Origin of the sequence: Rahnella variigena (assembly GCF_003610915.1) — a bacterium.
Taxonomy (GTDB): domain Bacteria; phylum Pseudomonadota; class Gammaproteobacteria; order Enterobacterales; family Enterobacteriaceae; genus Rahnella; species Rahnella variigena.
On the sequence record NZ_NSDJ01000001.1, the window covers coordinates 2,960,109 to 2,986,126 of the forward strand.

Consider the following 26,018-nt stretch of genomic DNA (forward strand, 5'->3'; position numbering starts at 1 on the left):
CGCCGGCGATGTCCGGCGTTATCACGTTATAACGTAGTAATGATTAAGAGAATTAAGATTTGAATTATCAGTTGATCACCACCAATGACGCGCTGGAGCAGGTTTGCCTTCAGGCCAAAGCGCACAGCAAAATTGCGCTGGATACCGAATTTGTTCGTACCCGTACTTATTATCCTCAACTGGGTTTGATCCAGCTTTTTGACGGCGAACAGCTCACCCTTATCGATCCTTTACCGATCACCGCATGGCAGCCTTTCATTGATTTGCTGGTTAATCCTGATGTCATCAAATTCCTCCATGCGGGCAGTGAAGACCTCGAAGTTTTTCTGAATGCTTTTGGTGTTATGCCTTCACCTCTGATTGATACGCAGATCCTGGCCGCGTTTAGCGGGCGTCCGCTTTCCTGTGGTTTTGCCCGTCTGGTGGCGGAAACGACCGGCGTAGAGCTGGATAAAAGTGAATCGCGCACTGACTGGATTGCCCGTCCGCTGAGCGAAAAACAGTGTGTGTATGCTGCTGCTGACGTGTGGTATCTGTTGCCGCTGGCCGATCAACTGATGCGTGAAACCGAAGAAGCAGGGTGGATGGATGCGGCTCTGGACGAGTGTCTGGCGCTCTGCCGTCGTCGCAGTGAAGTGCTGCAACCTGAGCTGGCCTATCTGGAAATCGGCAATGCATTCCAGCTGCGTCCGCGCCAGTTAGGCTGCCTGAAATTGTTAGCTGCCTGGCGTCTTAATCAGGCGCGTCAGCGTGACCTGGCGGTTAACTTTGTGGTCCGCGAGGAAAATCTGTGGCAGGTCGCCCGCTATCAGCCGACCTCACTGGGCGAACTGGAAGCGCTGGGCCTGAGTGGTCCGGAAATCCGCTATCACGGACGCACACTGCTGGCGCTGGTGGAAGAATCCAATGCGCTGGATGAATCTGAACTGCCGGCACCGATTTCGAACCTTATCGACCAGCCCGGTTATCGTAAAGTCTTCAAAGATATCAAGGCACTGATCCAGGCTGTGAGCGAAGAGAGCAAACTCAGCGTTGAATTACTGGCGTCACGTCGTCAGATTAACCAGCTGCTGACCCATCACTGGAAGTTAAAAGATAAAGAATCTCAGCCGGAATTAATCAGTGGCTGGCGCGGGAAATTGTTAGCTGAAAGGCTGAATGAAATTCTGAGCAATTATTGATCCCTTCGTTATGAAGGCATAGTCAATCCAAGAGTGAATAAAAAAGAGCGGGCTAATATCCCGCTCTTTTTTTATTCTTTGCTGACAAGACAACTGTGAATAACAAGTTAGCGGATAACAGATTGTCATAAATTATGCCGATTTAAAGCAGTCTATGGATATTAAATTCCAGCATGAATGAGATGAGTCTTAATCAAAATTTTGAGGAATAAATGGAAAAAGACGGGAAATGAATTCTCGGGGTGTGTTTATATACAGTGGTTATATAAAGGAAAAATAAAAATAACAGAAAGGAATGTGAAAAAGGCAGTGGCCCTCTGAGGAAACAGAGGGCGCTATGCTGAAAAAAGCACCTGTAAACAGGCTAAATGGACTGCTGTCATTTAGGCGCTTCTTCCGACTCTGGCAGGGTGACGTTAAGTTCCAGTACGGAAATATCGTCACCTTTTTGCTCGAACTGAACCTGTAACATTTCCGGGTCAATCTTAATGTACTTACAGATGACCGCGAGAATATCGCGTTTCAGTTCAGGCAGATACGACGGTTCACTATCCCCTCGACGCCGTTCGGCTACGATGATCTGTAGCCGTTCCTTGGCTATATTGGCTGTCGATTTTTTGCGGGACAGAAAGAAATCTAACAATGCCATGGTTTATCCCCCAAAAAGGCGTTTCAGGAAACTCTTCTTCTCTTCCTCAATGAAACGGAATGCACGTTCTTCCCCAAGCAGACGGCTGACGGTATCGTCATACGCTTTCCCTGCATCGGATTCCTGATCCAGAATGACCGGCTCGCCCTGGTTGGACGCACGCAGTACAGACTGATCTTCAGGGATAACCCCGATCAGTGGAATGCGCAGGATTTCCAGCACATCTTCCATGCTCAGCATGTCACCACGGCTGACACGGCCCGGGTTATAACGGGTAAGAAGCAGATGTTCTTTGATAGGCTCCAGTCCTTGTTCCGCACGACGGGATTTTGATGACAAAATACCCAGAATACGGTCGGAGTCGCGAACGGAAGAGACTTCCGGGTTCGTGGTGATCACGGCTTCGTCGGCGAAATACAATGCCATCAGCGCGCCGGTTTCGATACCCGCCGGGGAGTCACACACAACGAAATCGAATTCCATCTCGGCTAAATCGTTCAGGATTTTCTCCACGCCTTCACGAGTCAGCGCATCTTTATCGCGCGTCTGGGAGGCCGGAAGAATAAACAGGTTTTCAGTGCGTTTATCTTTAATAAGCGCCTGATTCAGCGTGGCATCACCCTGGATCACGTTAACGAAATCATAAACCACCCGGCGCTCACAGCCCATAATCAAATCGAGATTACGCAGACCGATATCGAAATCGATAACAACGGTCTTTTTGCCTTTTTGAGCTAAACCGGTAGCAATGGCCGCGCTTGAAGTGGTCTTGCCAACGCCCCCTTTACCCGATGTAACAACTATGATGCGTGCCATGAAAGGATTCCTTGTCAAAAGGGCTTAGTTTAAAGGTTGTATGGTTAACACATTATTTATCAGGCTGAGGCGTGCTGCCTGACCGAGATAATCGGCCGGGATTTGATCACTCAACCAGTATTGCCCTGCGATAGAGACTAGTTCAGCGCCTAATTGCGTGCAAAAAATCTGACAATTTGCATCGCCTGCGGCGCCTGCCAGTGCTCTGCCTCGCATCATGCCGTAGATGTGGATATTGCCATCGGCAATCAGTTCCGCACCTGCGCTGACACTGCTGGTCACGATGAGGTCGCTGTTACGGGCATAAATTTGTTGGCCGGATCTGACCGGGGTACTGACAATGCGTGTCTTGGCCGGGGCATTGTCGGGCACGACAGGAACCGGTGGTTCAGCAGCGATACGCTGGGCACGACCTTCACTGAGCAGCGGTAAACCGGTGCGGGAAAGTGCGCGTTTTTGCGCTTCGTCTTTACAACCACTGATGCCAACAACGCGAAAGCCTGCAGAAGCGACAGCCTGTTGAATGTCTTTCCAGTTTGCTGCACCTGTGAGTGAAGCAACGTTGATAACAACAGGGGCATTTTTCAAAAAGGCCGGAGCTTGCTCCACTTTTTCCTGTAATGCCTGATAAATAACCTCTGGTTGTGAACTATGTAAATGAACAACCGATAAGGTAAAACTGCTGCCTTTTAGTTCTATTGGCGATTGTGACATCTATCCTGACTCAGTCTCAGCAACTCTAAATCCCCGGAATACCACTCGGGGGGCGATATTCCGATGTACGATAAGCATGTTATAGTTACAGTTATATCTAGGCAAGCCACCGTTTCAATAAAATAGAGTTAAAAAAATGCTTTGTGTGATCTATAGAAGTACTAAACGTGACCAGACTTATCTGTATGTCGAAAAAAAAGACGATTTTTCCCGTGTGCCTGAAGAATTACTCAAAGGTTTTGGCGTGCCTCAGTTCTCAATGATGCTAAATCTGGCCAACCGTGAAAAACTCGCCACTGCGGATATTGTCAAAGTACGTCAGTCTCTTGAAGAGCAGGGTTATTATCTGCAGGTTCCACCTCCGGTAGAAAGTTTATTGAATGTTCATCTGAACGACGCCAGTAAATAACGCATTCCAGACATTTGTTTCGGCAATCCTCGAACTTTCGGACGTCATGACTTGCATTCATCGTTGTAGTGCTCAAAGCTTAGAACGATGAATCACTTGCAGAAGTCAAAAGGAAGAAATTGATGAAATTGTCGGCACTGGCCGTGTTAACACCGCTGATCATCCTCAGCGGTTGTGCAGCGCAAAAAGTCACCTCAGGGCAAACCACCACGCCATCCACTGCGGCAACACAGCCTGCTGCTGCCGCACCGGCAGCGCCTTCAGGCAAAACGTCTCTGGCAGAACAGGGACGGGACCCCGCTGAATTCCCGGCTTATGTGGAGCAACTCAAAGCGCAAGCGCTCTCTCAGGGGATCAGCCAGCAGACTATCGACAGCACCTTTGCGAATATTCATTTCGTCGACCGCGTGATTAATTCTGACCGCAATCAGTTAGAGAAGAAAATTACTCTCGACGATTATCTGACCCGCGTGCTGCCTGAATGGAAAATCAAACAGGGACAAGAGCAGTTGCAGAACAATTTGCCTGCGCTGACAAAAGCCAGCGACCGTTATGGCGTACAGCCGCAGTACATTGTGGCGCTGTGGGCGATGGAGAGCAGCTTCGGCAAGATTCAGGGGAAAGAAGATGTGTTCTCTGCGCTGGCGACGCTGGCCTTCGAAGGTCGTCGTGAAGCGTTCTTTACCAAAGAATTTATGTCGGCGCTGAAAATCGTTGATTCAGGTAAAGCCACCAGCGACATGATGAAAGGTTCCTGGGCCGGTGCGATGGGGCAGTCGCAGTTTATGCCAAGCTCTTATCTGACCTACGGCGCTGACGGTAATGGCGACGGCAAAATCGATATCTGGAAAAATACCGACGATGTCTTTGCCTCAACGGCCAATTATTTATCTAAAGAAGGCTGGAAGGGCGACCAGGGTTGGGGTCAGGAAGTAAAACTGCCCGCTAACTTTGACGGTAATCTGGCAGGATTAAAGAATAACCAGATGCATCCGGCCCGATACTGGCAGCAACTTGGCGTGACGCAAGCAGATGGCAGCCCGCTGACATCCACGGCCACCCGCGCATGGATTATCACTCCGGATGATACGCAAGGTCGGGCTTTCCTAGTTTACGATAATTTCCGTACGATCATGCACTGGAACCGTTCAACCTATTTCGCGCTGAGTATCGGCATGATGGCAGATGGCGTGGCGGGTGCGCAAACACCGGTAGTTTCCGGCGAGGCAGCACCGGCGTCTTCAGCACCTTTAGCGCCGGCACCTCGTAATCCGTTCAGCGGCTGATATTCCTCATATCAAGGAGTGGCTGTATGTACCAACACAGAGACTGGCATGGCGCATTACTCGATTTTCCGGTGAACAAAGTGGTGTGTGTCGGCAATAACTACGCCGACCATATCAAAGAGATGGGCGGTCAGCGATCGGCTGAGCCGGTCGTGTTCATCAAACCGGAAACGGCGCTTTGCGATATCCGTCAGCCTGTCGCTATCCCGAAGGATTTCGGCGCTGTACATCATGAAGTCGAACTGGCGGTACTGATCGGCACTCCGCTGAAACAGGCAACAGAAGATCGCGTTGCGAATGCCATCGCCGGTTACGGGCTGGCACTGGATCTCACGTTGCGGGATTTGCAGACCCGGTTTAAAGAGTCCGGACAACCCTGGGAAAAAGCCAAAGGGTTTGACGGATCCTGTCCCATCAGCGGGTTTATTCCGGTCAGCGAATTTGGCGATGCGCAGCAGGCTGAGTTGCTGCTGGAGATCAATGGGCAAACGCGTCAGTCAGGCAATACCCGTAACATGCTGACACCGCTTTTGCCGCTGATTGCCTATATGAGCCGTTTCTTCACTTTGCGGGCAGGTGACATAATTTTGACCGGTACACCTCATGGTGTCGGGCCGCTCCACGCTGGCGATGAAATCTTAGCTACACTCAATGGTAAGCAAGTGACTACCCGCGTGATTTAGCGCAACGCAATGATGTCGCCGGAACAGCTTTCCGGCGGCTTTACTTGCATCTGACGGCTAAAGCGTCTATATAAGCACCCTCATTTTATTTATACCGGATGCACATCATGACTGAACCCGCTTTTTGGCAGCAAAAAACGCTGTCTGAAATGACTGACGAAGAATGGGAAGCATTGTGCGACGGCTGCGGACAATGTTGCCTGCATAAGCTGATTGATGAAGATACGGACGAGATTTACTTCACCAACGTCGCCTGTAACCAGCTCAATATTAAATCCTGTCAGTGCCGCAACTACGAACGTCGTTTTACGCTTGAAGAAGACTGCATCAAACTGACGCGTGAAAACCTGACCACTTTCGACTGGTTACCGCCTACCTGCGCATATCGTCTGATAGGCGAGGGCAAGCCTTTGCTCCCGTGGCATCCGCTGCTGAATAAAGCATCCAAATCTGCCATGCATACGGCGCAGATCTCCGTGCGTTACATCGCTGTGCGCGAAGACGACGTCGAAGACTGGCAGGATCACATTATGAATAAGCCAAGCTGGGCGAGATAAGCTCGCTTCTCTTTCAGGATATGAAATGAAAAAGCCCCGGCAAATGCCGGGGTTTTTTTTATTCCAGGATTTGATATCAGATCTCTGAATCAGGCCGGACAGCACCCAGCGCATTCAGCGCTTCGGAATCCAGCTCCGGATCGGCCTTGTCGATAAATCGCGTCATTTCAATCAGTGCCTGAAACTGTTCAAACAAAATTTTGGCGTCGGATTTAAGGACTTCGTCATCGGAGTCGAGCACAGAGTTAATGGCTTTATTAACGCTTTCGATGATTTCCTGCGGCCCGCCATTTTTCCCAACAGTGATGAAAATAGCCCCGAGAAGGAGTGACTGCGCCTCAACCTGAGCGGTAAGCTGTTTAGTGTCTGCTTCCATACGGGAGATTTTTGCGATCATACCTAAAATGATATTTTTCATTTATTACCCCTGCAGATCGATAGTGTAAGTTGCCATTTATTTCTACGCCAGGTTCTGAAAACTGCATAATCATATTTGGTAAAACTGGGCGGTTTGTAGCAACCGCCCGTTAAACTCAGACCGACGATAACGATGCGCGGATTGGGCATTTAGAGAAAATGCCCTGCGTATCATGTCTCCGGGTGATTTTTACCTTCCTCAATGAAATCTTCGTCAATCTCATCGGTATTGTTACGATGGTCACGCCCGGAAAGGATGTTCCAGCAGGCGATAAACAATGCCGCAATCAACGGACCAATCACAAAGCCATTAATGCCATAAACTTCCATGCCACCCAGCGTGGTGATAAGGATCAGGTAATCCGGCATTTTGGTATCTTTGCCAACCAGCAGCGGGCGTAAAACGTTATCCACGATACCGATAACCACCACGAAGAAGACCACGATAAAGATCCCCTGCCACAACATTCCTGAAGCGAAGAAATAGATGGCAGCCGGTACCCAAATAATGGCTGATCCAACCGCAGGGATGATTGACAGGAAGGCCATCAGCGCGCCCCAAAGAAGGCTGCCATCCACACCCGCGATGTAAAATGCCAGCCCGCCCAGTGCACCCTGAACGATTGCCACCACCACCGTACCTTTAACTGTCGCACGGGATACCGCCGCAAACTTCATAAACAAATGATGTTTAACGTGGCGGGAAAGCGGCAGGGCTTCCAGCGTCAGATTGACCAGATAAGCGCCATCTTTCAGCAGGAAGAACAGGATGTACAGCATGATGCCGAAACCGACAACAAAGCCGAACGTGCTCTTACCAATGACAAAAACACTACCTGCCAGATACTGGCTGCCTTGCAGCGCGACATCAGAAAGCTTTTTCTGAATTTCAGTTGTGCTGTCCAGATTATGCTCTGCAAGAAAATGTCTGGCCCATCGTGGTAAATGGTGGATGGTATCGGTCAGCATTGCCGGCAACTGGGAATCATTCGCCTGAAGCTTGGTGTATACCGCATTGAATTCGATCGCCAGCGAAGAAGTAATAATTGCCAGCGGTGTGAATACAATCAAACAAATAATCAAGACGGTTAATAAAGAAACGACACCGTTGCGATCACCGACAAATTGTTTAAGCCGGTTTTTCAGCGGATTGAAAATCACCGCAAGAATAATTGCCCATAGTACGGAAGAATAATAAGGCCTCAATACATCAAAAAAAGCCAAAGTAACGATTAAAAGAATCGCGATGAAAAACCCTTTTGAAAACCCTTTTACAACCATATCTGTTCCTCTGATGAACCTTTTTGCCCTCGTAGCATAGAACTCATTGAGGTTTTTACAAATCCAGGTCTTTTTTTGCACAGTGTAATGAGCGAACCTGCCAGCTGATTCTCGCCAGGACAGGCCGTCAGCGTAGCTTTATCTGAACAAGCCATAAAAAATAAAACCGACTACGACCCAGAAAAGGAGACAGGCTCCGACGGAGATTATCCAGACCAGCCCGACAGGGAGATTTTTCATTGCAGATTCCAAATTAGTCATGTAAATCATTCTGATTAAAAAGTCTGCATTCCCTGCATGATGATACTGAAGGTCATAGAAAAGGCGCCGGGAGGCGCCTTTATGAATTCAGTTTACTGAAATTAACGACCGAACAAGTCACGTCGTTTAGGTTTTACGAACTGTGCCAGCAGCACCAGAATCGCAATGACCATAAACACGCTGAAAATGACCACCAGCCACTGCGGCATACCGAGTGACAAGAATTCCCACTGTTTTTCCGCGCAATCACCGCTGGCAATAAACATCCACGGGAACCATTTGTCCAGTGGCAGCCAGGTCGGGAAGCGGGCAGCAAAATCACAGGTCGCGAACGGAGAAGGATGCAGCTGGATCATGGTGTGTTCCCATGACAAACGGATCCCTTCGTAAGCACTGTAAATCCAGATAAGTATACCGGCATAACGTAACCAGGTGGAAGGTGCAATCGCCCCGACCAGCCCGGCAGCCAAAATACCCATCAACGCACAGCGTTCATAAATACACATGACGCAAGGTTTAAGAAGCATCACGTGCTGAAAATACAACGCAACCAGCTCAAGAATCAGAGCTGTCAGAGCCATCAGAAGCCATGCACCGCGGCCTTGTGAACAGCGGTTAAGATATTGCAACATAGAAAATTTTCCCTGCAGTTAGCTACTGATACGCAGTGTAAACCAATTGCTCCCTGCTGCCAGCCTGTCAGAATAAATAATAGGTAAATAATTAATATAAACCGGACAATTCGACTTTAATTTCGATAATTTTCTGGACTATGGAGCAGCCAGAGAATGACCTACACGAAGTCGGTGTCTCAGTGAGGCATGAGAACTTCACTGGCGGGTGGCAAGCTCAGCCATCCCATATCCGTAAACCACTGCGTCATATCCGGCAGCAGATATTGCACGCACAGCAAACCCACCAGCGTCATGACCACCGTGTAAGGTAGCGCCATCCACACCATTCTGCCGTATGAAAGACGGATAAGCGGGGCGAGGGCGGAAGTCAGCAGGAACAGGAACGCCGCCTGACCATTGGGCGTGGCAACCGACGGCAGGTTTGTGCCGGTATTAATCGCGACCGCCAGCAATTCAAATTGCTTCAGGTCAATCACGCCATTAACCAGTGCAGATTTTGCTTCATTGATGTAAACAGTGCCGACAAAAACGTTATCAGACACTGAAGAAAGCAATCCGTTGAAAAGATAGAATAATGACAGCTGGTTTGATGGCGCTGACTGAAGCACAAAGTGAATGATTGGAGTGAACAGATGCTGTTCGACAATCACGGCAACGATAGCAAAAAAGACGGTCAGCAGGGCGGTGAAGGGCAGAGAATCCTGGAATGCTTTACCAATCGCATGTTCATCAGTGACGCCACAAAATGCGGTGGCAAAGATAATCACTGAAAGACCGATCAGTCCGACTTCTGCCAGATGGAAAGCCAGGGCAATAATCAGCCATACACCAATGACGACCTGTACCGCCAGCTTAATGCGGTCTTGCTTCGTAATGTTTTCACTGTTTTTCTGATCGTACTTTTTAAGAACTTCATAAACCGGATGCGGCAGTTTTGCGCCATAACCAAACAAACGGAAACGCTCCACCAGCGCGCAGACAATGAAACCGCAGATGAACACCGGGACGGTGACCGGAGACATGCGGATCAGAAAGTCGACAAACTGCCAGTCTGCACTTTTAGCGATGATCAGGTTCTGCGGCTCGCCCACCATGGTCATCACGCCGCCGAGCGCGGTACCCACGCCGGCATGCATCATCAGGCTGCGTAAGAAGGACCGAAACTGCTCAAGAACGGCCTGATGTTGCTGATTGCCTGTAAACGAGCTGTCGTCGGTTACATCCGTGTTTTCACTCTGATTAGAGGCGACGTTGTGGTAAATCGAATAGAAACCGACTGAAACGCTGATCACCACAGCAATAACGGTCAGGGCATCGAGGAAGGCAGAAAGGAAAGCGGCAGCAAAACAAAAGGCCAGTGACAGCGCAATTTTATTTCTGAGATTCAGCAGCAGCTTGGTAAATACGGTCAGCAGCAGTTGCTTCATAAAATAGATGCCCGCCACCATAAAAATCAGCAGCAGGAGCACTTCCAGATTGGCCGAAATCTCTTCACGGATACGCTCTGCGCTGGTCATGCCAATCATGACCGCTTCGATAGCCAGCAAACCGCCAGGCTGAAGTGGATAACATTTGAGCGCCATGCCCAGGGTAAAAATGAACTCGATGATCAGCAACCATCCGGCTAAAAACGGACTGACCAAAAAGAAAATCAACGGGTTAATAATCAGAAAGGCCAGAATGGTAATTTTGTACCAGTTAGGGGACTGCCCTAAAAAGTTTTTTATAAATGCGCGACTGTAGCTTGTTTCCATATTCCCCAGTTCTCCTTTATCTGTAATTTATAGTGGTATCAAAAGCATAGGTCAGTGTAATTGTCTGACAGAAATTTTTCACCGGAACGAACAATCCTATAAGCCATTAAGAAATGTGAAATTCTGCAAACCCCTGCACAGTTTCAACATTTGTTCTGACTGACGGCTATAACAGGCGTTTTTCATCTGGTATGATGAGCTGAACTATATCCCTGATAAAAGCCCCACACGGAACGACAAACACATGGTTATTAAGGCACAAAGTCCTGCCGGTTTTGCCGAAGAGTATATCATCGAAAGTATCTGGAACAGCCGCTTCCCTCCGGGCTCAATTTTGCCTGCAGAGAGAGAACTTTCCGAACTCATTGGCGTGACCCGAACCACATTGCGTGAGGTGTTACAGCGGCTTGCCCGGGATGGCTGGTTGACAATTCAGCATGGAAAACCGACCAAGGTGAACAATTTTTGGGAAACGTCGGGTCTGAATATTCTGGAAACTCTGGCGCGTCTCGATCACGACAGTGTTCCACAGCTCATTGATAATTTGCTGTCCGTGCGTACCAACATCGCAACAATCTTTATCCGTAAAGCGATGCGAACCAATCCTGAAGAAACCCAGCAGGTACTGGCTAAAGCGGCGGAAGTTGAAGATCATGCCGAAGCCTTTACGGCGCTCGATTACGGCATTTTCCGTGGTCTGGCATTTGCCTCCGGCAACCCGATTTACGGTCTGATTATCAACGGACTGCGAGGTCTTTATACCCGCGTCGGACGTTATTACTTCTCCAATCCTGAAGCGCGTAAACTGGCGATCACTTTCTATAAAAAGTTGTCTGATATCTGCCACGAGAAAAGCTACGAGCAGATTGTCGATTGCGTGCGTAATTATGGCCGTCAGAGTGGTGAAATCTGGCACAGCATGCAGAGCGCGATGCCGGGTGATCTGACCGAACAAAAACACCGTTAATTCCCTTCATCCTTCAAACTGTCTCATCGTTGACTGCCTTCATGAACCCCGGTCACATACTAATGTATGCTCCCGGGGACGCACTCAGTTGCCGCCTTGATACAATTCGAATGATTTCGGGAAGCAACAATAAATACAGGGCGCTTAGCGCCCTTTTTTAATGTCTGAATATGGGAGGTTTATAGCGGAGTCGGACGCGGCGGGCAGCGTTCGAGTAATTCAACGCTGCCGTCTTCGTTGAGCTGCTCGATAAAGACATCGAAGCCCCACAGACGATGAACATGTTTCATCACTTCACGGCGGCTCTTATCGAGCGGTGCGCGATCTTGCGGGATATAACGAAGCGTGAGCGAGCGGTCACCGCGCAAATCGACATTCCAGACCTGAATGTTGGGCTCGTGATTACTCAGGTTATACTGCGCCGATAACTCCTGACGAATGGCACGATAACCTTCCTCATTATGAATCGCCGCGATTTCCAGATAGTTATTATGGTCGTCATCCAGCACGGTAAATAACCGGAAATCACGCATCACTTTCGGCGACAGGAACTGGCTGATAAAGCTTTCATCTTTGAAATCACGCATCGCAAAATGCAGTGTTTCCAGCCAGTCTGAACCCGCGATATCCGGGAACCAGTAACGATCTTCCTCCGTCGGTTCCTGACAGATACGTTTGATATCTTGCATCATCGCAAAGCCCAGCGCATACGGGTTGATACCGCTGTAATACGGGCTGTTATAAGGCGGCTGATACACCACATTGGTGTGGCTGTGCAGAAACTCCAGAATGAAACGGTCGGTGACTTTTCCTTCATCATAAAGATGATTAAGTATGGTGTAATGCCAGAACGTCGCCCAGCCTTCATTCATCACCTGAGTCTGTTTCTGCGGATAAAAGTACTGGCTGATTTTACGCACGATACGCAAAATCTCCCTCTGCCAGGACTCAAGCAGAGGCGCATTTTTTTCCATGAAATACAGCAGGTTTTCCTGCGGCTCAGAAGGGAAGCGTCGCGCCTGTTCAGGTGCATCAACGCTGTCCTTGCGCGGCAACGTTTTCCACAGCGTGTTTACCTGGCTTTGCAGATATTCCTCACGGCTTTTCTGCCGCGCCAGTTCCTCCTGCAAGGAGATTTTTTGCGGACGTTTGTAGCGATCGACGCCGTAATTCATCAACGCATGACAGGAATCGAGCAACCGTTCAACCTCATCGACCCCGTAGCGTTCTTCACATTCGCTGATATAACGTTTGGCGAATAACAGGTAATCGACGATCGAACTGGCGTCAGTCCAGCTTTTAAACAGGTAGTTATTTTTAAAGAAAGAGTTGTGGCCGTAACAGGCATGAGCCATGACCAGCGCCTGCATCGTGATGGTGTTTTCTTCCATCAGATAGGCGATACACGGATTAGAGTTGATGACGATTTCATACGCCAGACCCTGTTGTCCGTGTTTATAAAGTTGCTCAGTTTCAATGAATTTCTTACCGAACGACCAGTGAGTGTAATTAATCGGCATGCCGATGCTGGAGTAGGCATCCATCATTTGTTCGGAGGTGATGATTTCGATCTGATGGGGATAGGTTTCAAGCCGGTAAGACTTGGCCACCCGGTCGATCTCCGCAAGATAGGTCTGCAATAACTCAAACGTCCAGTCCGGTCCGTCGCTGAGACGTTTGTCCTCAGTTTTTTGCTTCTGGGTCACTGTTGTCATAAGCCGCACCCTCATTCAGTTATGGACGCTACAGAGTGTTTGATTCACAACCTTTTCTTAAGATTTCGCACGTCCATTGATAATCGTAGCTCAATCTGAGTGTGCTGTTAGATAAACACCATGGATCCCTTCCTGATTAACTCTATATCCTCATGGCTGATGGCTGTCAATTTCCCTTATCAGCCAGGTTTGTGTCATAAAATGCCGCTGATGAGAGTGGCATCCGTGTTATCAGTCCCATGTCTCGTTTTTCACCCCTTTATAAAAACCCACTCGCCCTGAATCGCAAAAATTCTCAATCCGTGAGGTAATATCACTACTGTGAATTTTTGTGGTTTTTTATTCTGGTTTAATGGCTTTATTGAAGAATAAAAACCTTTCCATAAACCGGCTTTGATGCGCCCCCTGATTCGTGACATCAGTGCAGTCATTGCTATCATAAGACCATAATTTTCTTTCCCGATGGATGAAATGTTGCGAGATATCGTTATTTATTTCACCCTATTGAAATAAATGCCGTCATGAACGATAAATAATTGTGAAAGACCTCACGGTTATGAGTGACTGTGTTGGTGATTTTTCTCAGTCAGGTTAATTTCCTGTCATCAGAATATTATGCTTTGTTTGGGTGTGGAGTGGAGTTGATATGCGTGTGGTCATTTTAGGCAGTGGTGTGGTCGGTGTCGCCAGTGCATGGTATCTGGCAAAGGCGGGTCATCAGGTTACGGTCATTGATCGTCAGTCCGGTCCGGCTGAGGAAACCAGCGCGGGAAATGCAGGCCAGATCTCTCCGGGTTATGCCGCACCGTGGGCGGCTCCGGGTGTTCCGGTGAAAGCGGTAAAATGGATGTTCCAGAAACATGCACCGCTGGCAATCCGTCTGGACGGCACGCAGTTCCAGCTCAAATGGATGTGGCAGATGCTGCGCAACTGCGACATGAACCATTATCAGACCAACAAAAGTCGTATGGTGCGTCTGGCGGAATACAGTCGTGACTGCATGAAGGCACTGCGTGACGATACCGGCATTCAGTATGAAGGTCGTCAGGGCGGAACGTTACAACTTTTCCGTACCGCGCAGCAGTTTGAAAGTGCATCCAAAGATATTGCTGTTCTTGACGATGCAGGTGTGCCGTATCAGCTGCTGGAGTCCAGTCAGCTGGCCACCGCAGAACCTGCGCTGGCGCAGGTCGCACACAAGCTGACCGGCGGTCTGCGTTTGCCGAATGATGAAACCGGCGACTGCCAGATGTTTACCCGCAAGCTGGCGGACATGGCGCGTCAGGCGGGCGTTGTCTTCGAATTTAACCGCACGGTGGATAAGCTGCATGTAGGAAACGGCGAAATCACCGGCGTGCAGTGCGGCGATCAGGTGGTGAAAGCTGATGCTTATGTGGTGGCATTTGGATCCTATTCCACAGCGTTGTTGCGCGACCTTGTGTCCATCCCGGTCTATCCGCTGAAGGGATATTCCCTGACCATCCCGATTACCGATCCTGCTTCCGCGCCGGTTTCAACTGTACTCGATGAAACCTACAAAATTGGCATCACCCGTTTTGATAACCGTATTCGTGTCGGTGGCATGGCGGAAATAGTCGGCTTCAATCTGAAACTGGCACAGGCGCGACGTGAAACGCTGGAAATGGTTGTAAGAGATCTCTATCCGAATGGCGGAAATGTCGGACAGGCGACGTTCTGGACCGGTCTTCGCCCGATGACACCGGACGGTACGCCGATTGTCGGACGCACGCGCATCAAAAATCTGTATCTGAACACCGGCCACGGCACACTGGGCTGGACGATGGCCTGTGGCTCAGGGCAATTGCTGTCAGATATTATGTCGGGCGTGACGCCGGCCATTCCGTCTGATGATTTATCGGTTGAGCGTTACAGCCCGGATTTTATCGCGCGTCCTGCGGGGCCGCATAAAATGCATCCGGTAGGCTGAGTCTGCTGACATTATTTCCCATGCAGTGCCTGACGCTGCATGGGCATTACTTTGCTAATTACCGGAGCCGGTATGCCTCGCCCGATTTCTGCCACATTATCTCTTTCTGCATTAACCCAAAATCTGAACATCATTCGTGCGTTTGCTCCTGACAGCAAGGTCTGGACTGTTGTCAAAGCCAATGGTTACGGCCACGGAATTTCGCGCATCTGGCGCAGTTTGTCCTCCACGGATGGCTTTGCATTACTTGATTTCAACGAAGCTATTTTGCTGCGTGAAGCCGGCTGGCAGGGGCCGATTTTGCTGCTTGAAGGGTTTTTCACTCCTCAGGATTTAATGATCGTTGATAAATATCGCCTGACGACTGCCGTACACAGTGACTGGCAAATTAAAGCACTGGCTGAAGCACAACTGACTCAGCCGGTTGATATCTACCTGAAAGTGAACAGCGGCATGAACCGTCTGGGATTTTCCCCTGAGCGGGCGGGTGCTGTGTGGCAACAACTGCGTGAACTGAAACAGGCAGGCGAACTCACCCTGATGAGCCATTTTGCCACCGCCGACAGTGTTGAAGGTGTTGATGCCCAGATGGCGGCGATTAATCTGGCCGGACAAAATATCCGCGGGCCACGGTGTCTGGCGAACTCGGCGGCGACCTTGTGGCATCCGCAAACCCATTATGACTGGGTGCGCCCTGGCATTATTGTTTATGGTGCGTCGCCAAGCGGTGAGTGGAAAGATATCGCTGATACCGGTCTGCAACCGGTGATGACGTTAAAAAGCGAGTTGATTGCCGTGCAGGAACTTAAAGCGGGTGACCGCGTGGGCTATGGCGGCCGTTATCACGTGAGCGGCCCGGAGCGCGTAGGGGTGGTCGCCTGTGGCTATGCTGATGGTTATCCGCGCCATGCGCCGTCCGGAACGCCTGTGTGGGTGGATGGCGTGCGCACAACGACGGTGGGGACGGTATCCATGGATATGCTGGCTGTTGATCTTACGCCGTGTCCGCAGGCGAAAATCGGTTCACCGGTCGAGTTATGGGGCAATCATTTGCCGGTAGATGATGTGGCGACGGCATGCGGTACGCTGGGCTATGAGCTGCTGAGTGCGCTGGCACCCCGCGTACCGGTGACGACAATCGATTAAAGAGACCGTTTATTGTTCCAGACGGGTCAGACGGCCCGTCGATTTCTTACTGGCGCGACGTGCCAGCATCGCCAGACATCCTCCCGCCAGCATCACCAGCGCCAGACTCAGCTTTGGCTGCAACGGCAACGCCATCGCAATAAACCCCAGCAACGCGCCACCGGCCATCTGCACCGAACCGACCAGTGCGGAAGCCATACCTGCTTCGGCAGAGAACGGTTCCAGCGCATAGCTGGTTGCAGGCCCCATCAGGAACGCCAGACCGGCGCAGGCGCTGGCCACCGGCAACATATACAACCAGGTTGCGGTCTGTTCAGCAGGCGGAACCAGCGTTATCCCGGCAATCAGTCCGAGACAGCCGATAAACATCAGAATCCCACCCGTTTTCAGGCATACCGGACGTCCCACTTTGCGGATAATCCGGTTAGCGATAAAACTCATCCCCATGATCCAGAATCCATTTGCACCGAACACCAGGGAGAATTCCAGTGGGGTCAGGCCGGCAATATTCATCAGTACCGTCGGTGCCAGCGAAACGTACGTCAGTGCCATACCCATTGCGCCGGCATTAACCAGTGCGAAAGTGATAAAGCGGGCATTAAACAAGATACGAGCGTACTGACGGAACGGCAGTCCGGTATTGTTTTGCGTTCCTTCGGGACGGGTTTCTGGCAATTTGAAAATGACCAGCAGCATAACTGCCAGCGTATACCCCGCCAGCGCCCAGAACGGCGCACGCCAGCCATAATATTGGGCAATCAGTCCGCCAATCAGCGGCGCCAGAGCCGGGATGATGTTGAGCGTGCCATTGAGAAAACCGTACGCGCGGGCGGCATCGTTGCCGCTCATCCGGTCACGAACCCCGCTGAAAATCACCACCGATGTACAACAGACTGCCAGCCCCTGAATGACGCGCGAGAGCAGAAACATCCACGGTGCGATGGCTGTAGCGGCGACGATCGCGCCTGCCAGATAAATCACCACGCCGATGATGGCGATGGGACGGCGTCCGAATTTATCAACCAGCGGCCCGGCAACCAGCTGGCCGAGGCCCATCACCAGAATGAAAAGTGAAATTGAGGACTGAATGACCGCCTCGGTGCTGTTCAGACCCAGAGCAATCGCCGGGATCGCCGGAAGGTAAAGGTCGATACCCAGAGGGCCAAGCAGTACCAGGCTCAGCAGCAGGAAAAGGAATTTTTGCATTGAAAACATCACTGTCAGTCATCCGAAGGGAGGCTAAGGGTAATGATTTAGTTAAAGAATGGAAAGTAGCTTGTGATAATCGTGCGGGAAGGACTTGTGAAAAAAAACGGACACCTGTCAGTGTCCGTTAACGCAGAGATACCGGAAAGATTATTTTTTCTTCCAGAAATCATCAAACACCGTGACCGGTGGCTGGCGTTTGTGTTCTGTACGCAGATACCAGCCTTCGATAATCGTGGCATATTTATCGTCGACTTTTTTGCCTTCGAGATAATCGTCGATCAGCTCGTAGGTCACGCCAAGAGCAACTTCATCCGGCAAAGCAGGGCGGTTCTCTTCCAGATCCGCCGTCGGGGCTTTGGTATACAAATGTTCCGGGCAACCGAGCTCTTTAAGCAACGCTTTACCCTGACGTTTGTTCAGACGGAAAATCGGGTTAATGTCAGTACCGCCATCGCCGTATTTGGTGAAGAATCCGGTCACGGCTTCTGCCGCATGGTCGGTTCCGACCACCACACCTTTTTTCATTCCGGCAATGCTGTACTGCGCTTTCATGCGTTCGCGGGCTTTTTCATTACCTTTAATGAAATCACTTAGCTCAATACCAATTTCGCGCAATGTCGCTTCGCTTGCCAGTACGGCATTCTTAATATTGACAGTCAGAACCTGATCAGGCTGGATAAACGCGATGGCATCCTGACAGTCGGATTCATCAGCCTGCACGCCATACGGCAAACGGACAGCGATGAACTGATAATCGGCTTCGTGAGTTTCTGCGCGTAATTCGCTAATTGCCATTTGGCAAAGTTTGCCGGTGAGAGTAGAATCCTGCCCGCCGCTGATACCCAACACCAGTGTCCTGATGAACGGATGGGCCAGCAGATAACTTTTGAGAAAATCGACGCTAACACGGATTTCCTGTGCGGCATCGATATGCGGTTTAACGTGCAGAGCCTGAATAATCTCTTTTTGTAAAGCCATGACCACTCCTCCTGAAGGCTGCCTTCGAGGAACCCGAGGCAAAAATAAGACGTTATCAGGATAAAACTACCCCGCATCGCTCAAAAGGACAAGATTCAGCGAAGAGTTCGGCGGAAATCTGTACGCTGCCGGCTCGCAACATTTCGAACCAAAGCGGCAGGAAAGAAGTAAAGAGTGGCACACGATGAGTAATTACTGACCGGCGTTGAAAATAAGAGATCAATGAAGGGAAATGTAATGATTCCGTATATTTCTATTGCAGGAAATATATGTCATTCGGAACTATCTAAAAAAGCCGCTTTATTAAGATATCCTGGGCTGAGTGCGTTATATTTGTTGCGGTAGAAATATGTGTATGCATGTGCCATCGAAATGGAGTTGCCAGGCTTGATTAACGGATCCTAATTAATGGCATACATCGTGTGGTTTTAATGTCGTTATTTGCCTTAAGTCTTATTGGGGAAACAAAATGTTTTTTCGGGTTGTACGTCGTCTACCAGCTTGTGCCATCGTCTGTGGTGCAGCGCTGTTCAGTATCTCAAGCCTTGCAGACACCACCATCTTCACTGCGTTAGATGACCCTGCTCAGGCGAAAAAGCCTTTCGAGGGTAACGTTCAGGCGGGTTACAGTGCGCAAACTGGTAACACCAGCAACTCCACGCTGAATGCTGATACCACCATGACCTGGTTTGATACCAACACGGCTTACAGCCTGTGGGGTTCTGCGCGTAATACTTCTTCTTCCGGTGTGCGTTCATCCGAGAAGTACCAGGCCGGTGGCCGTACCCGTTATAACCTTGATAACGCGAACTATGTTTTCGGTCAGGGTAGCTGGCTGAGCGACCGTTATAACGGTTACCGTTCACGTACTGTCGGTACATTGGGTTATGGTCGTCAGATCTGGAGCGGTCCGGTTCACACGCTGAACCTGGAAGCGGGTCCGGGTGTTCGTCATGATGAATTTCAGCAGGGCGGTAATACCACCCGTGCCCTGGCTTATGCTTCAGGCACTTACGGTTATCAGATCAGCGACACTGCGCGCTTCACGCAGGGCGTTTCAGTTTTAGCGAACGATGAAACCACGCTGAACTCTGAAACTGCGCTGACCGTTGCGATCAACTCCCACTTCTCCCTGAAAGTGGCGTATGACGTAACCTATAACACCAAACCACCAGCCAGCGCGCCGGATAAAACCGATACCGTGACGTCTGTAAACCTGGTGTACGGCATGTAATTTCCCGTTTGGGAAATAATGCAAGAAAGCCAGAGGGATTATTCCTCTGGCTTTTTTTATGGGATATTTTCTGTGTGACGTGCAGGTTTTTGCGCAAAAAAAACCACGCACTCTGGCGTGGTTTTGTTATTTCTGAGCAGTTATTATTTCTCTGCGTCTTTATATACTGTGGCTATCGCTTCAAAGTTCGGGCCTTTCTGGCCGGCAGCGATGATATGGTAATATTTACCGCCTTTCTCATCCGCTAACTTTGATAACTCTTCGTGCAACTCGCTTGGAGAACCGACTTTCCCGCCTGATTCAGCCACCTGAATGTTGCCGATTTTTACCAGTTTATAGTGGGCGACTTCTTCTTTGGATACCTGATCGGCAGCCAATGCACTGAAAGTACTGAAAGAAAACGCAGAGATCAACAGGGTAGTAGCTAAAGTAATTTTTTTCATATACAGCGTCCTTTTGTAGAGGTAAGTAATTGCTTTGCTCTTCTGAAGTTTAGACGGTATTTCAAAAAATACCCCAAGTCTGATGAGATTTTATAAGAGATAAAAAAACAGCGGGTCATTAATAAACAATCCGCTGTTTTAAAAAGCTAAAGATTAGTGATCCTGAACCTGCTTATGGAACAGCTCCCTGAACACCGGATAAATATCTTCCTGTTCGCGGATATGCTGCATGGCGAAATTATCGAATTTCTCCTGCAACACTTCGTATTCACGCCACAGCGTCTGGTGGGCGCGGCGGGTGATTTCGATATAACTGTAATAACGCACCAGCGGTAAAATCTTCTGTGCCAGAAGTTGGTGGCACAGAGGGGAGTCGTCAGCCCAGTTATCACCATCGGAAGCCTGCGCCGCATAAATGTTCCACTGCGCCGGATCGTAACGTTCCTTTATGACGTCATCCATCAGTTTCAGTGCGCTTGAAACGATAGTCCCGCCGGTTTCCTGTGAGTAGAAGAACTCCTGTTCATCCACTTCTTTGGCTTGTGTATGGTGACGGATATAGACCACATCGACGTTTTTATAGGTTCTGCTCAGGAACAAATAGAGCAGGATATAGAAACGTTTGGCCATGTCTTTGGTCGCCTGATCCATCGAACCGGAGACATCCATCAGACAAAACATCACCGCCTGGCTTGATGGCTCGGGGCGACGCTCATAGTTGCGATAGCGTAAATCGAAGGTATCAATGAACGGTGTTTTGGCGATTTTCGCCCGCAACTCGGCGATTTCTTTACGCAACCGTTCTTCTTCGAGTAACTGTGCCGGTTCGCTGTGCTCGACCTCGGTCAGCGTCGATTCCAGCTCACGCAGCTCCCGTTTTTTACCCGCGGTCATCGCCGTGCGGCGGGCCAGCGAGTTTTGCAAAGAGCGCACCACACTGATATTCGCCGGTACGCCATTAGACGTATAACCGGAGCGGTGGGTTTTGAATTCGTTCAGCTGTTTATGCTGGTTTTTACGCAGGTTTGGCAGCGCCAGATCCTCAAACAGCAGATCGAGATACTCGTCTTTGGAGATCTGGAATGAAAACTCATCTTCGCCTTCACCGTCCTGACTGGCTTCTCCCTGACCACTGCCGCCGCCACCGCCCCCTTGCGGTCGTTCGATGCGGTCATTCTGCACAAAGTGGTCATTGCCGGGGTGAACACGGTGGCGTAAGCCACCGCGACCCTGATGGAACATGGGTTCGTTGATATCAGCATTGGGGATCGAAACCGACTCCCCGCTGTCCACGTCGGTAACCGAACGCTTGTTGATGGCCTCAGCAATCGACTGTTTGATTTGCGACTTATAGCGGCGCAAAAAGCGCTGGCGGTTCACCGCGCTTTTGTTTTTGCCATTCAGTCGACGGTCAATGAAATACGTCATATTTCCCCCAAACGACGTTGCCAACGATCCTCTGTTACGAGGATTTTCTTACGCGCAGGTACCATTCACACAGCAAGCGAACTTGTTTGCGTGTATATCCTTTCTCCATCATTCTGTCGACAAAATCATCATGTTTCTTCTGTTCATCGGTCGACGTCTTGGCGTTAAACGAGATAACCGGCAGTAATTCCTCGGTATTTGAGAACATTTTTTTCTCAATGACCGTGCGCAGTTTTTCGTAACTGGTCCAGTTTGGATTGCGGCCGCTATTGTTAGCGCGGGCACGCAGCACGAAGTTGACAATTTCGTTGCGGAAATCTTTTGGATTGCTGATACCGGCCGGTTTTTCAATTTTCTCCAGCTCAGCATTCAGCGATTCACGGTCGAACAGTTGTCCGGTATCCGGGTCGCGATATTCCTGATCCTGTATCCAGAAATCAGCGTACGTCACATAACGGTCGAAAATGTTTTGTCCGTATTCTGAATAGGATTCCAGATAAGCCGTCTGGATCTCTTTGCCGATGAACTCAGCGTATTTCGGGATCAGATAGCCTTTCAGGTGCTCCAGGTATTTTTCAGCGATGTCCTGCGGGAACTGTTCGCGCTCGATTTGCTGTTCCAGAACATAGAACAGATGAACCGGGTTGGCGGCCACTTCTGCATGGTCAAAGTTGAAAACGCGGGACAGAATTTTAAACGCGAAACGCGTCGACAGCCCGTTCATCCCTTCGTCCACACCCGCATAGTCGCGGTATTCCTGATAGGACTTGGCTTTCGGATCGGTATCTTTCAGGCTTTCACCGTCGTAAACCCGCATTTTGGAATAGCTGCTGGAGTTTTCAGGTGTTTTCAGCCGCGATAAAATCGAGAAGCGCGCGAGTGTTTCCAGAGTTCCCGGCGCGCACGGAGCATGGGAAAGTTCACTGTTGCTGAGCAGTTTGTCGTAGATTTTCATCTCTTCAGACACGCGCAGGCAGTAAGGCACTTTCACGATGTACACACGGTCAAGGAACGCTTCATTATTCTTATTGTTACGGAACGTCACCCACTCAGATTCGTTGGAGTGCGCCAGAATAATGCCGTTGAACGGCAGGGCGGAGATCCCTTCGGTACCGTTATAGTTACCTTCCTGCGTTGCAGTCAGTAACGGGTGCAGCACTTTTATCGGGGCTTTGAACATCTCGACGAATTCCATCACACCCTGGTTTGCACGGCACAGCGCACCGGAATAACCATAAGCGTCAGGATCGTTTTGGGCGTGGTTTTCCAGTTTACGAATATCCACTTTCCCGACCAGCGCAGAGATATCCTGATTGTTTTCATCGCCCGGTTCCGTTTTGGCGATGGCAATTTGTTCCAGAATAGACGGCCAGACTTTCACCACTTTAAACTTGGTGATGTCACCGCCAAATTCATGCAGACGTTTTGCCGCCCATGGCGACATGATGGTGCCGAGATAGCGCGGAGGGATGTTGTATTCTTTTTCGAGAATATGCGCATCTTCCTGCGGGTTAAACAGACACAAAGGATGATCGTTTACCGGGCTGCGTTCGCCATTGGCGCTCAGCACATAAATCGGTACACGTTGCATCAGGGATTTCAGCCGTTCGGCCAGTGACGATTTACCGCCACCCACCGGGCCCAGTAAATAGAGGATTTGTTTCTTTTCTTCCAGGCCCTGCGCGGCGTGTTTCAGGTAGGAGACAATCTGTTCGATAGCCTCTTCCATGCCGTAAAACTCTTCAAATGCAGGGTAACGTGCAACAACACGGTTCGAGAATAAACGCGACAGGCGTGGTTCAAGCGCGGTATCTACCATCACTGGTTCACCGATTGCCATCAACAGACGTTCCGCCGCATTGACATAAGCACTGCGATCTTGCCGTGCAATGGTAAGAAATTCCTGCAGTGTGAACTCTTCGTCCTTGGCAGCCTCATAGCGCTGGCGATAGTGGTCAAATATGTTCATACGATGCCCGTCCTTCGTTATTTTACCCTTCGTCCTTGGAACCGCTGTTTGACCGCAATTCCAATGAGTTGGATATAGCACAGGTTAATGAGAGCTTTTTCAGCGCTCCCGGAAGAAAGATCTCCCACCTGAATTACAGCAACCCTTATGCCAACTTGCAGAACCCTTCAAAGCCGACAGTCACGATGATTTGTTAACTGTCAGACCCGGTGGGACGGGCAACCGTTCAGACTAAGTCTTTCATCTATTTATAAGCGTAGTTTGGCATTAAGAAAATTTCCTCTATGGGTTGGGCGTTTTTTAAGCCATATCAATGACTCAGTTGTCGGCAATGCTCTGGAAAGCCTTACAGGGCGTGCTTTGCAGCGCGGATGTTGTTTCTTTAGTCATTTTTATTTCATATTTTGCAGATAAATTATGCGATCGCCTCTGTTTTACGTAATGAAACCGGTTCAGGACATTCTGAAAAACTGTAAATGCTAAGCGCAATGTTTAACGTTCATTTACACTAGCGACGATTTTTTACTTAATGGAATTAAGACAATGAAAATTTCAAACCTTAAAACACTGTCCATCGTGGGCGCGGCAGTGCTTTGCAGCCATGCAGCCGTGGCTGGCACCTGGTCACTTGGCGCATCAGCATTGGGTGACGTCAACCCGTATCGTGGATATGACAACAAAGTTTATCCGGTACCGCTGGTGTCTTATGAGGGTGATGATTTCTATTTCAAATCACTGACTGCGGGTTACTACCTGTGGAAAGACGACAGGAATAAGTTCAGTGTTACGACGACATACGTTCCATTTGGGTTTGACCCGGATGACAGCGATGATCATCAGATGAAACATCTGAACAAACGTCGCGGCACGTTATACGCTGGTCTTGCGTATTCACATATTGAAGACTGGGGTACGCTGCGCGCGACCTTCAATGGTGATGTACTGAACAACAGTAATGGTCTGGTCGCGGACGCTGCTTATCTGTATCCAATCCATCAGGATAACTGGGCGCTGGTGCCTGGGTTCGGTGTGATGTTCAACAGCAGCAATCAGAATGACTATTACTATGGTGTGACTAAAGGTGAATCACGTCGCAGCGGTCTGAGCAGCTATTCTGCTGATGATAGTTTTAGCCCATACGCTGAGCTTTCTGCTCGTTATAATTTCACCCGTGACTGGCAGGCATTCTTCACTGGTCGCTATATTCGTTTAGCGGATGAAGTTAAAGACAGCCCGATGGTCGATAAGTCATATTCGGCGATTGTCTGGACAGGTGTCACTTACACCTTCTGATGCAATGCACCGCTACGGTGCTGACATTGCACATCAATGGGGCGTTTCGCCCCATTTGCACATTTATGGCTCATTAACTATATCGACAAAAAGACTCACGACCCGACCGGAGGAAACAGATGAAAGCGAAAACCGTGCAATTCCCATACGGGAAAACTGTACCCGCAATCGGACAAGGCACCTGGTATATGGGGGAGCGAAGCAGTGATATTCGCGCTGAAGTGAATGCGTTAAGACAAGGGCTGGATGCCGGTATGACGCTGATCGACACCGCAGAAATGTATGCAGACGGTGGCGCGGAAAGAGTGGTCGGCGAAGCGATAGCAGGGCGGCGGGATGATGTGTTTCTGGTATCCAAAGTCTATCCGCACAACGCCGGTGGCGCGAAAGCCATAACAGCTTGTGAGCAAAGCCTCAAAAGATTGCAAACCGATTGTATAGACCTTTACCTGTTGCACTGGCGTGGTTCGATACCGCTACATGACACGGTTTCCGCGATGGAGAAATTACAAAAATCAGGCAAAATCCGCCGCTGGGGAGTCTCCAATCTTGATACTGACGACATGCAGGCGCTGTGGAAAATTCCCGGTGGCGAACAATGTATGACGAATCAGGTGCTGTATCACGCGGCTGCGCGCGGTATTGAATTCGATTTGCTGCCGTGGTGCGAAGAACACAGTGTGCCGGTGATGGCCTATTGTCCTTTGGCTCAGGCGGGAAAGTTACGCCACGACGTGCTGACGTCACCGGTGATGCAGAACATCGCGCAGGAGCGTGGCGTCAGCAGTTCACAGATTGCGCTGGCCTGGGTGATCCGCTCGGGTAACGTGATTGCGATCCCAAAGGCCGTGCAACCGCAGCATGTAAAACAGAATGCCGCAGCGATGACGCTCGATTTGTCTCAGGAGGAAATAGCGCAAATTAACGCCGCTTTCACCGCCCCTGATCATAAAACGCCGCTGGATATGGTCTGAAATCTCCCATTCATATCATCCTGCATCAGACAGCAAAAAGGGGCCTTTTGGCCCCTTTGTCATCTATGCTG

General features: G+C 49.8%; 24 protein-coding genes. 11 read left to right on the plus strand and 13 right to left on the minus strand.

Annotation, left to right across the window (positions count from 1 at the left end; translation table 11 throughout):
* Positions 1–59 precede the first annotated feature (59 nt).
* Entirely contained in the window at positions 60–1,181 is a 1,122-nt protein-coding gene (gene rnd, locus CKQ54_RS13770) for a ribonuclease D (protein WP_120162838.1), read from the plus strand.
* Positions 1,182–1,560: 379 nt separating this feature from the next.
* Here the strand turns inward: rnd and minE are convergent, their stop codons facing one another.
* The 3 genes from minE to minC are packed head-to-tail and all read right to left on the minus strand — an operon-like array spanning position 1,561 to position 3,360.
* Entirely contained in the window at positions 1,561–1,830 is a 270-nt protein-coding gene (gene minE / locus CKQ54_RS13775) for a cell division topological specificity factor MinE (RefSeq protein ID WP_112290033.1), read from the minus strand.
* Positions 1,831–1,833: 3 nt separating this feature from the next.
* Positions 1,834–2,646 (minus strand): septum site-determining protein MinD, encoded by an 813-nt coding sequence (gene minD, locus CKQ54_RS13780; protein ID WP_013575324.1) that lies wholly within the window; start codon positions 2,644–2,646, stop codon positions 1,834–1,836.
* A gap of 24 nt (positions 2,647–2,670) precedes the next feature.
* Positions 2,671–3,360 (minus strand): septum site-determining protein MinC, encoded by a 690-nt coding sequence (minC, locus tag CKQ54_RS13785; protein ID WP_112290035.1) that lies wholly within the window; start codon positions 3,358–3,360, stop codon positions 2,671–2,673.
* Between the two features lie 136 nt (positions 3,361–3,496).
* Between minC and CKQ54_RS13790 the strand changes: the two genes are divergently transcribed.
* From CKQ54_RS13790 to CKQ54_RS13805, 4 genes are all read left to right on the plus strand, one after another.
* A complete protein-coding gene (locus tag CKQ54_RS13790) occupies positions 3,497–3,769 on the plus strand; it encodes a YcgL domain-containing protein (protein ID WP_112290036.1) in 273 nt (90 codons plus the stop codon).
* A gap of 122 nt (positions 3,770–3,891) precedes the next feature.
* Positions 3,892–5,055 (plus strand): lytic murein transglycosylase, encoded by a 1,164-nt coding sequence (locus CKQ54_RS13795; protein ID WP_120162839.1) that lies wholly within the window; start codon positions 3,892–3,894, stop codon positions 5,053–5,055.
* A 26-nt stretch (positions 5,056–5,081) separates the two neighbouring features.
* Positions 5,082–5,738, plus strand: coding sequence for a fumarylacetoacetate hydrolase family protein (locus CKQ54_RS13800; protein ID WP_120162840.1), 657 nt, complete (start codon positions 5,082–5,084; stop codon positions 5,736–5,738).
* Between the two features lie 107 nt (positions 5,739–5,845).
* On the plus strand, positions 5,846–6,295 hold the full coding sequence (locus CKQ54_RS13805; RefSeq protein WP_120162841.1) for a YcgN family cysteine cluster protein: 450 nt from the start codon (positions 5,846–5,848) through the stop codon (positions 6,293–6,295).
* A gap of 76 nt (positions 6,296–6,371) precedes the next feature.
* Here the strand turns inward: CKQ54_RS13805 and iraP are convergent, their stop codons facing one another.
* The 4 genes from iraP to nhaB form a co-directional block, all read right to left on the minus strand.
* Entirely contained in the window at positions 6,372–6,713 is a 342-nt protein-coding gene (gene iraP / locus CKQ54_RS13810) for an anti-adapter protein IraP (RefSeq protein ID WP_112288451.1), read from the minus strand.
* A gap of 170 nt (positions 6,714–6,883) precedes the next feature.
* Positions 6,884–7,993, minus strand: coding sequence for an AI-2E family transporter (locus CKQ54_RS13815; RefSeq protein ID WP_112288452.1), 1,110 nt, complete (start codon positions 7,991–7,993; stop codon positions 6,884–6,886).
* Between the two features lie 362 nt (positions 7,994–8,355).
* Positions 8,356–8,886 (minus strand): disulfide bond formation protein DsbB, encoded by a 531-nt coding sequence (dsbB, locus tag CKQ54_RS13820; RefSeq protein WP_120162842.1) that lies wholly within the window; start codon positions 8,884–8,886, stop codon positions 8,356–8,358.
* 179 nt (positions 8,887–9,065) lie between these two features.
* Positions 9,066–10,643, minus strand: a complete 1,578-nt coding sequence (gene nhaB / locus CKQ54_RS13825) for a sodium/proton antiporter NhaB (RefSeq protein WP_120162843.1) — start codon at positions 10,641–10,643, stop codon at positions 9,066–9,068.
* Between the two features lie 244 nt (positions 10,644–10,887).
* Between nhaB and fadR the strand changes: the two genes are divergently transcribed.
* Positions 10,888–11,610, plus strand: coding sequence for a fatty acid metabolism transcriptional regulator FadR (gene fadR, locus CKQ54_RS13830; protein WP_120162844.1), 723 nt, complete (start codon positions 10,888–10,890; stop codon positions 11,608–11,610).
* Positions 11,611–11,789: 179 nt separating this feature from the next.
* Here the strand turns inward: fadR and CKQ54_RS13835 are convergent, their stop codons facing one another.
* On the minus strand, positions 11,790–13,325 hold the full coding sequence (locus CKQ54_RS13835; RefSeq protein ID WP_112288456.1) for a SpoVR family protein: 1,536 nt from the start codon (positions 13,323–13,325) through the stop codon (positions 11,790–11,792).
* A gap of 646 nt (positions 13,326–13,971) precedes the next feature.
* Here CKQ54_RS13835 and CKQ54_RS13845 point away from each other — a divergent pair.
* Together CKQ54_RS13845 and dadX are read left to right on the plus strand one after the other, a co-directional pair.
* Positions 13,972–15,273: a D-amino acid dehydrogenase gene (locus CKQ54_RS13845; RefSeq protein WP_120162846.1), complete on the plus strand. Its 1,302-nt coding sequence runs from the start codon at positions 13,972–13,974 to the stop codon at positions 15,271–15,273.
* Positions 15,274–15,345: 72 nt separating this feature from the next.
* Complete coding sequence (gene dadX / locus CKQ54_RS13850) at positions 15,346–16,419, plus strand: catabolic alanine racemase DadX (RefSeq protein WP_120162847.1); 1,074 nt, start codon at positions 15,346–15,348, stop codon at positions 16,417–16,419.
* Between the two features lie 9 nt (positions 16,420–16,428).
* Here dadX and CKQ54_RS13855 read toward each other — a convergent pair whose 3' ends face one another.
* Positions 16,429–17,625, minus strand: coding sequence for a multidrug effflux MFS transporter (locus tag CKQ54_RS13855; RefSeq protein WP_120162890.1), 1,197 nt, complete (start codon positions 17,623–17,625; stop codon positions 16,429–16,431).
* Positions 17,626–17,775: 150 nt separating this feature from the next.
* Positions 17,776–18,606: an ammonia-dependent NAD(+) synthetase gene (gene nadE, locus CKQ54_RS13860; RefSeq protein ID WP_112288459.1), complete on the minus strand. Its 831-nt coding sequence runs from the start codon at positions 18,604–18,606 to the stop codon at positions 17,776–17,778.
* 469 nt (positions 18,607–19,075) lie between these two features.
* Here nadE and CKQ54_RS13865 point away from each other — a divergent pair, with 469 nt between their 5' ends.
* The gene (locus CKQ54_RS13865) at positions 19,076–19,840 is read left to right on the plus strand and encodes a DUF481 domain-containing protein (protein ID WP_112288460.1); all 765 of its coding nucleotides are present in this window, start codon (positions 19,076–19,078) and stop codon (positions 19,838–19,840) included.
* A 143-nt stretch (positions 19,841–19,983) separates the two neighbouring features.
* Here the strand turns inward: CKQ54_RS13865 and CKQ54_RS13870 are convergent, their stop codons facing one another.
* From CKQ54_RS13870 to yeaG, 3 genes are all read right to left on the minus strand, one after another.
* The gene (locus tag CKQ54_RS13870; protein WP_120162848.1) at positions 19,984–20,283 is read right to left on the minus strand and encodes a YdgH/BhsA/McbA family protein; all 300 of its coding nucleotides are present in this window, start codon (positions 20,281–20,283) and stop codon (positions 19,984–19,986) included.
* A 153-nt stretch (positions 20,284–20,436) separates the two neighbouring features.
* Entirely contained in the window at positions 20,437–21,711 is a 1,275-nt protein-coding gene (locus CKQ54_RS13875) for a YeaH/YhbH family protein (RefSeq protein ID WP_120162849.1), read from the minus strand.
* Positions 21,712–21,745: 34 nt separating this feature from the next.
* Positions 21,746–23,680 carry a protein kinase YeaG gene (yeaG, locus tag CKQ54_RS13880; protein ID WP_015697208.1) on the minus strand — a complete coding sequence of 645 codons (1,935 nt, stop codon included), beginning with the start codon at positions 23,678–23,680 and terminating at the stop codon, positions 21,746–21,748.
* Between the two features lie 543 nt (positions 23,681–24,223).
* On the opposite strand from yeaG, the gene CKQ54_RS13885 reads away from it, so the two are divergent.
* Entirely contained in the window at positions 24,224–24,973 is a 750-nt protein-coding gene (locus CKQ54_RS13885) for a MipA/OmpV family protein (RefSeq protein ID WP_112288463.1), read from the plus strand.
* A gap of 119 nt (positions 24,974–25,092) precedes the next feature.
* Positions 25,093–25,947: an aldo/keto reductase gene (locus tag CKQ54_RS13890; RefSeq protein WP_120162850.1), complete on the plus strand. Its 855-nt coding sequence runs from the start codon at positions 25,093–25,095 to the stop codon at positions 25,945–25,947.
* Positions 25,948–26,018: the final 71 nt, after the last annotated feature.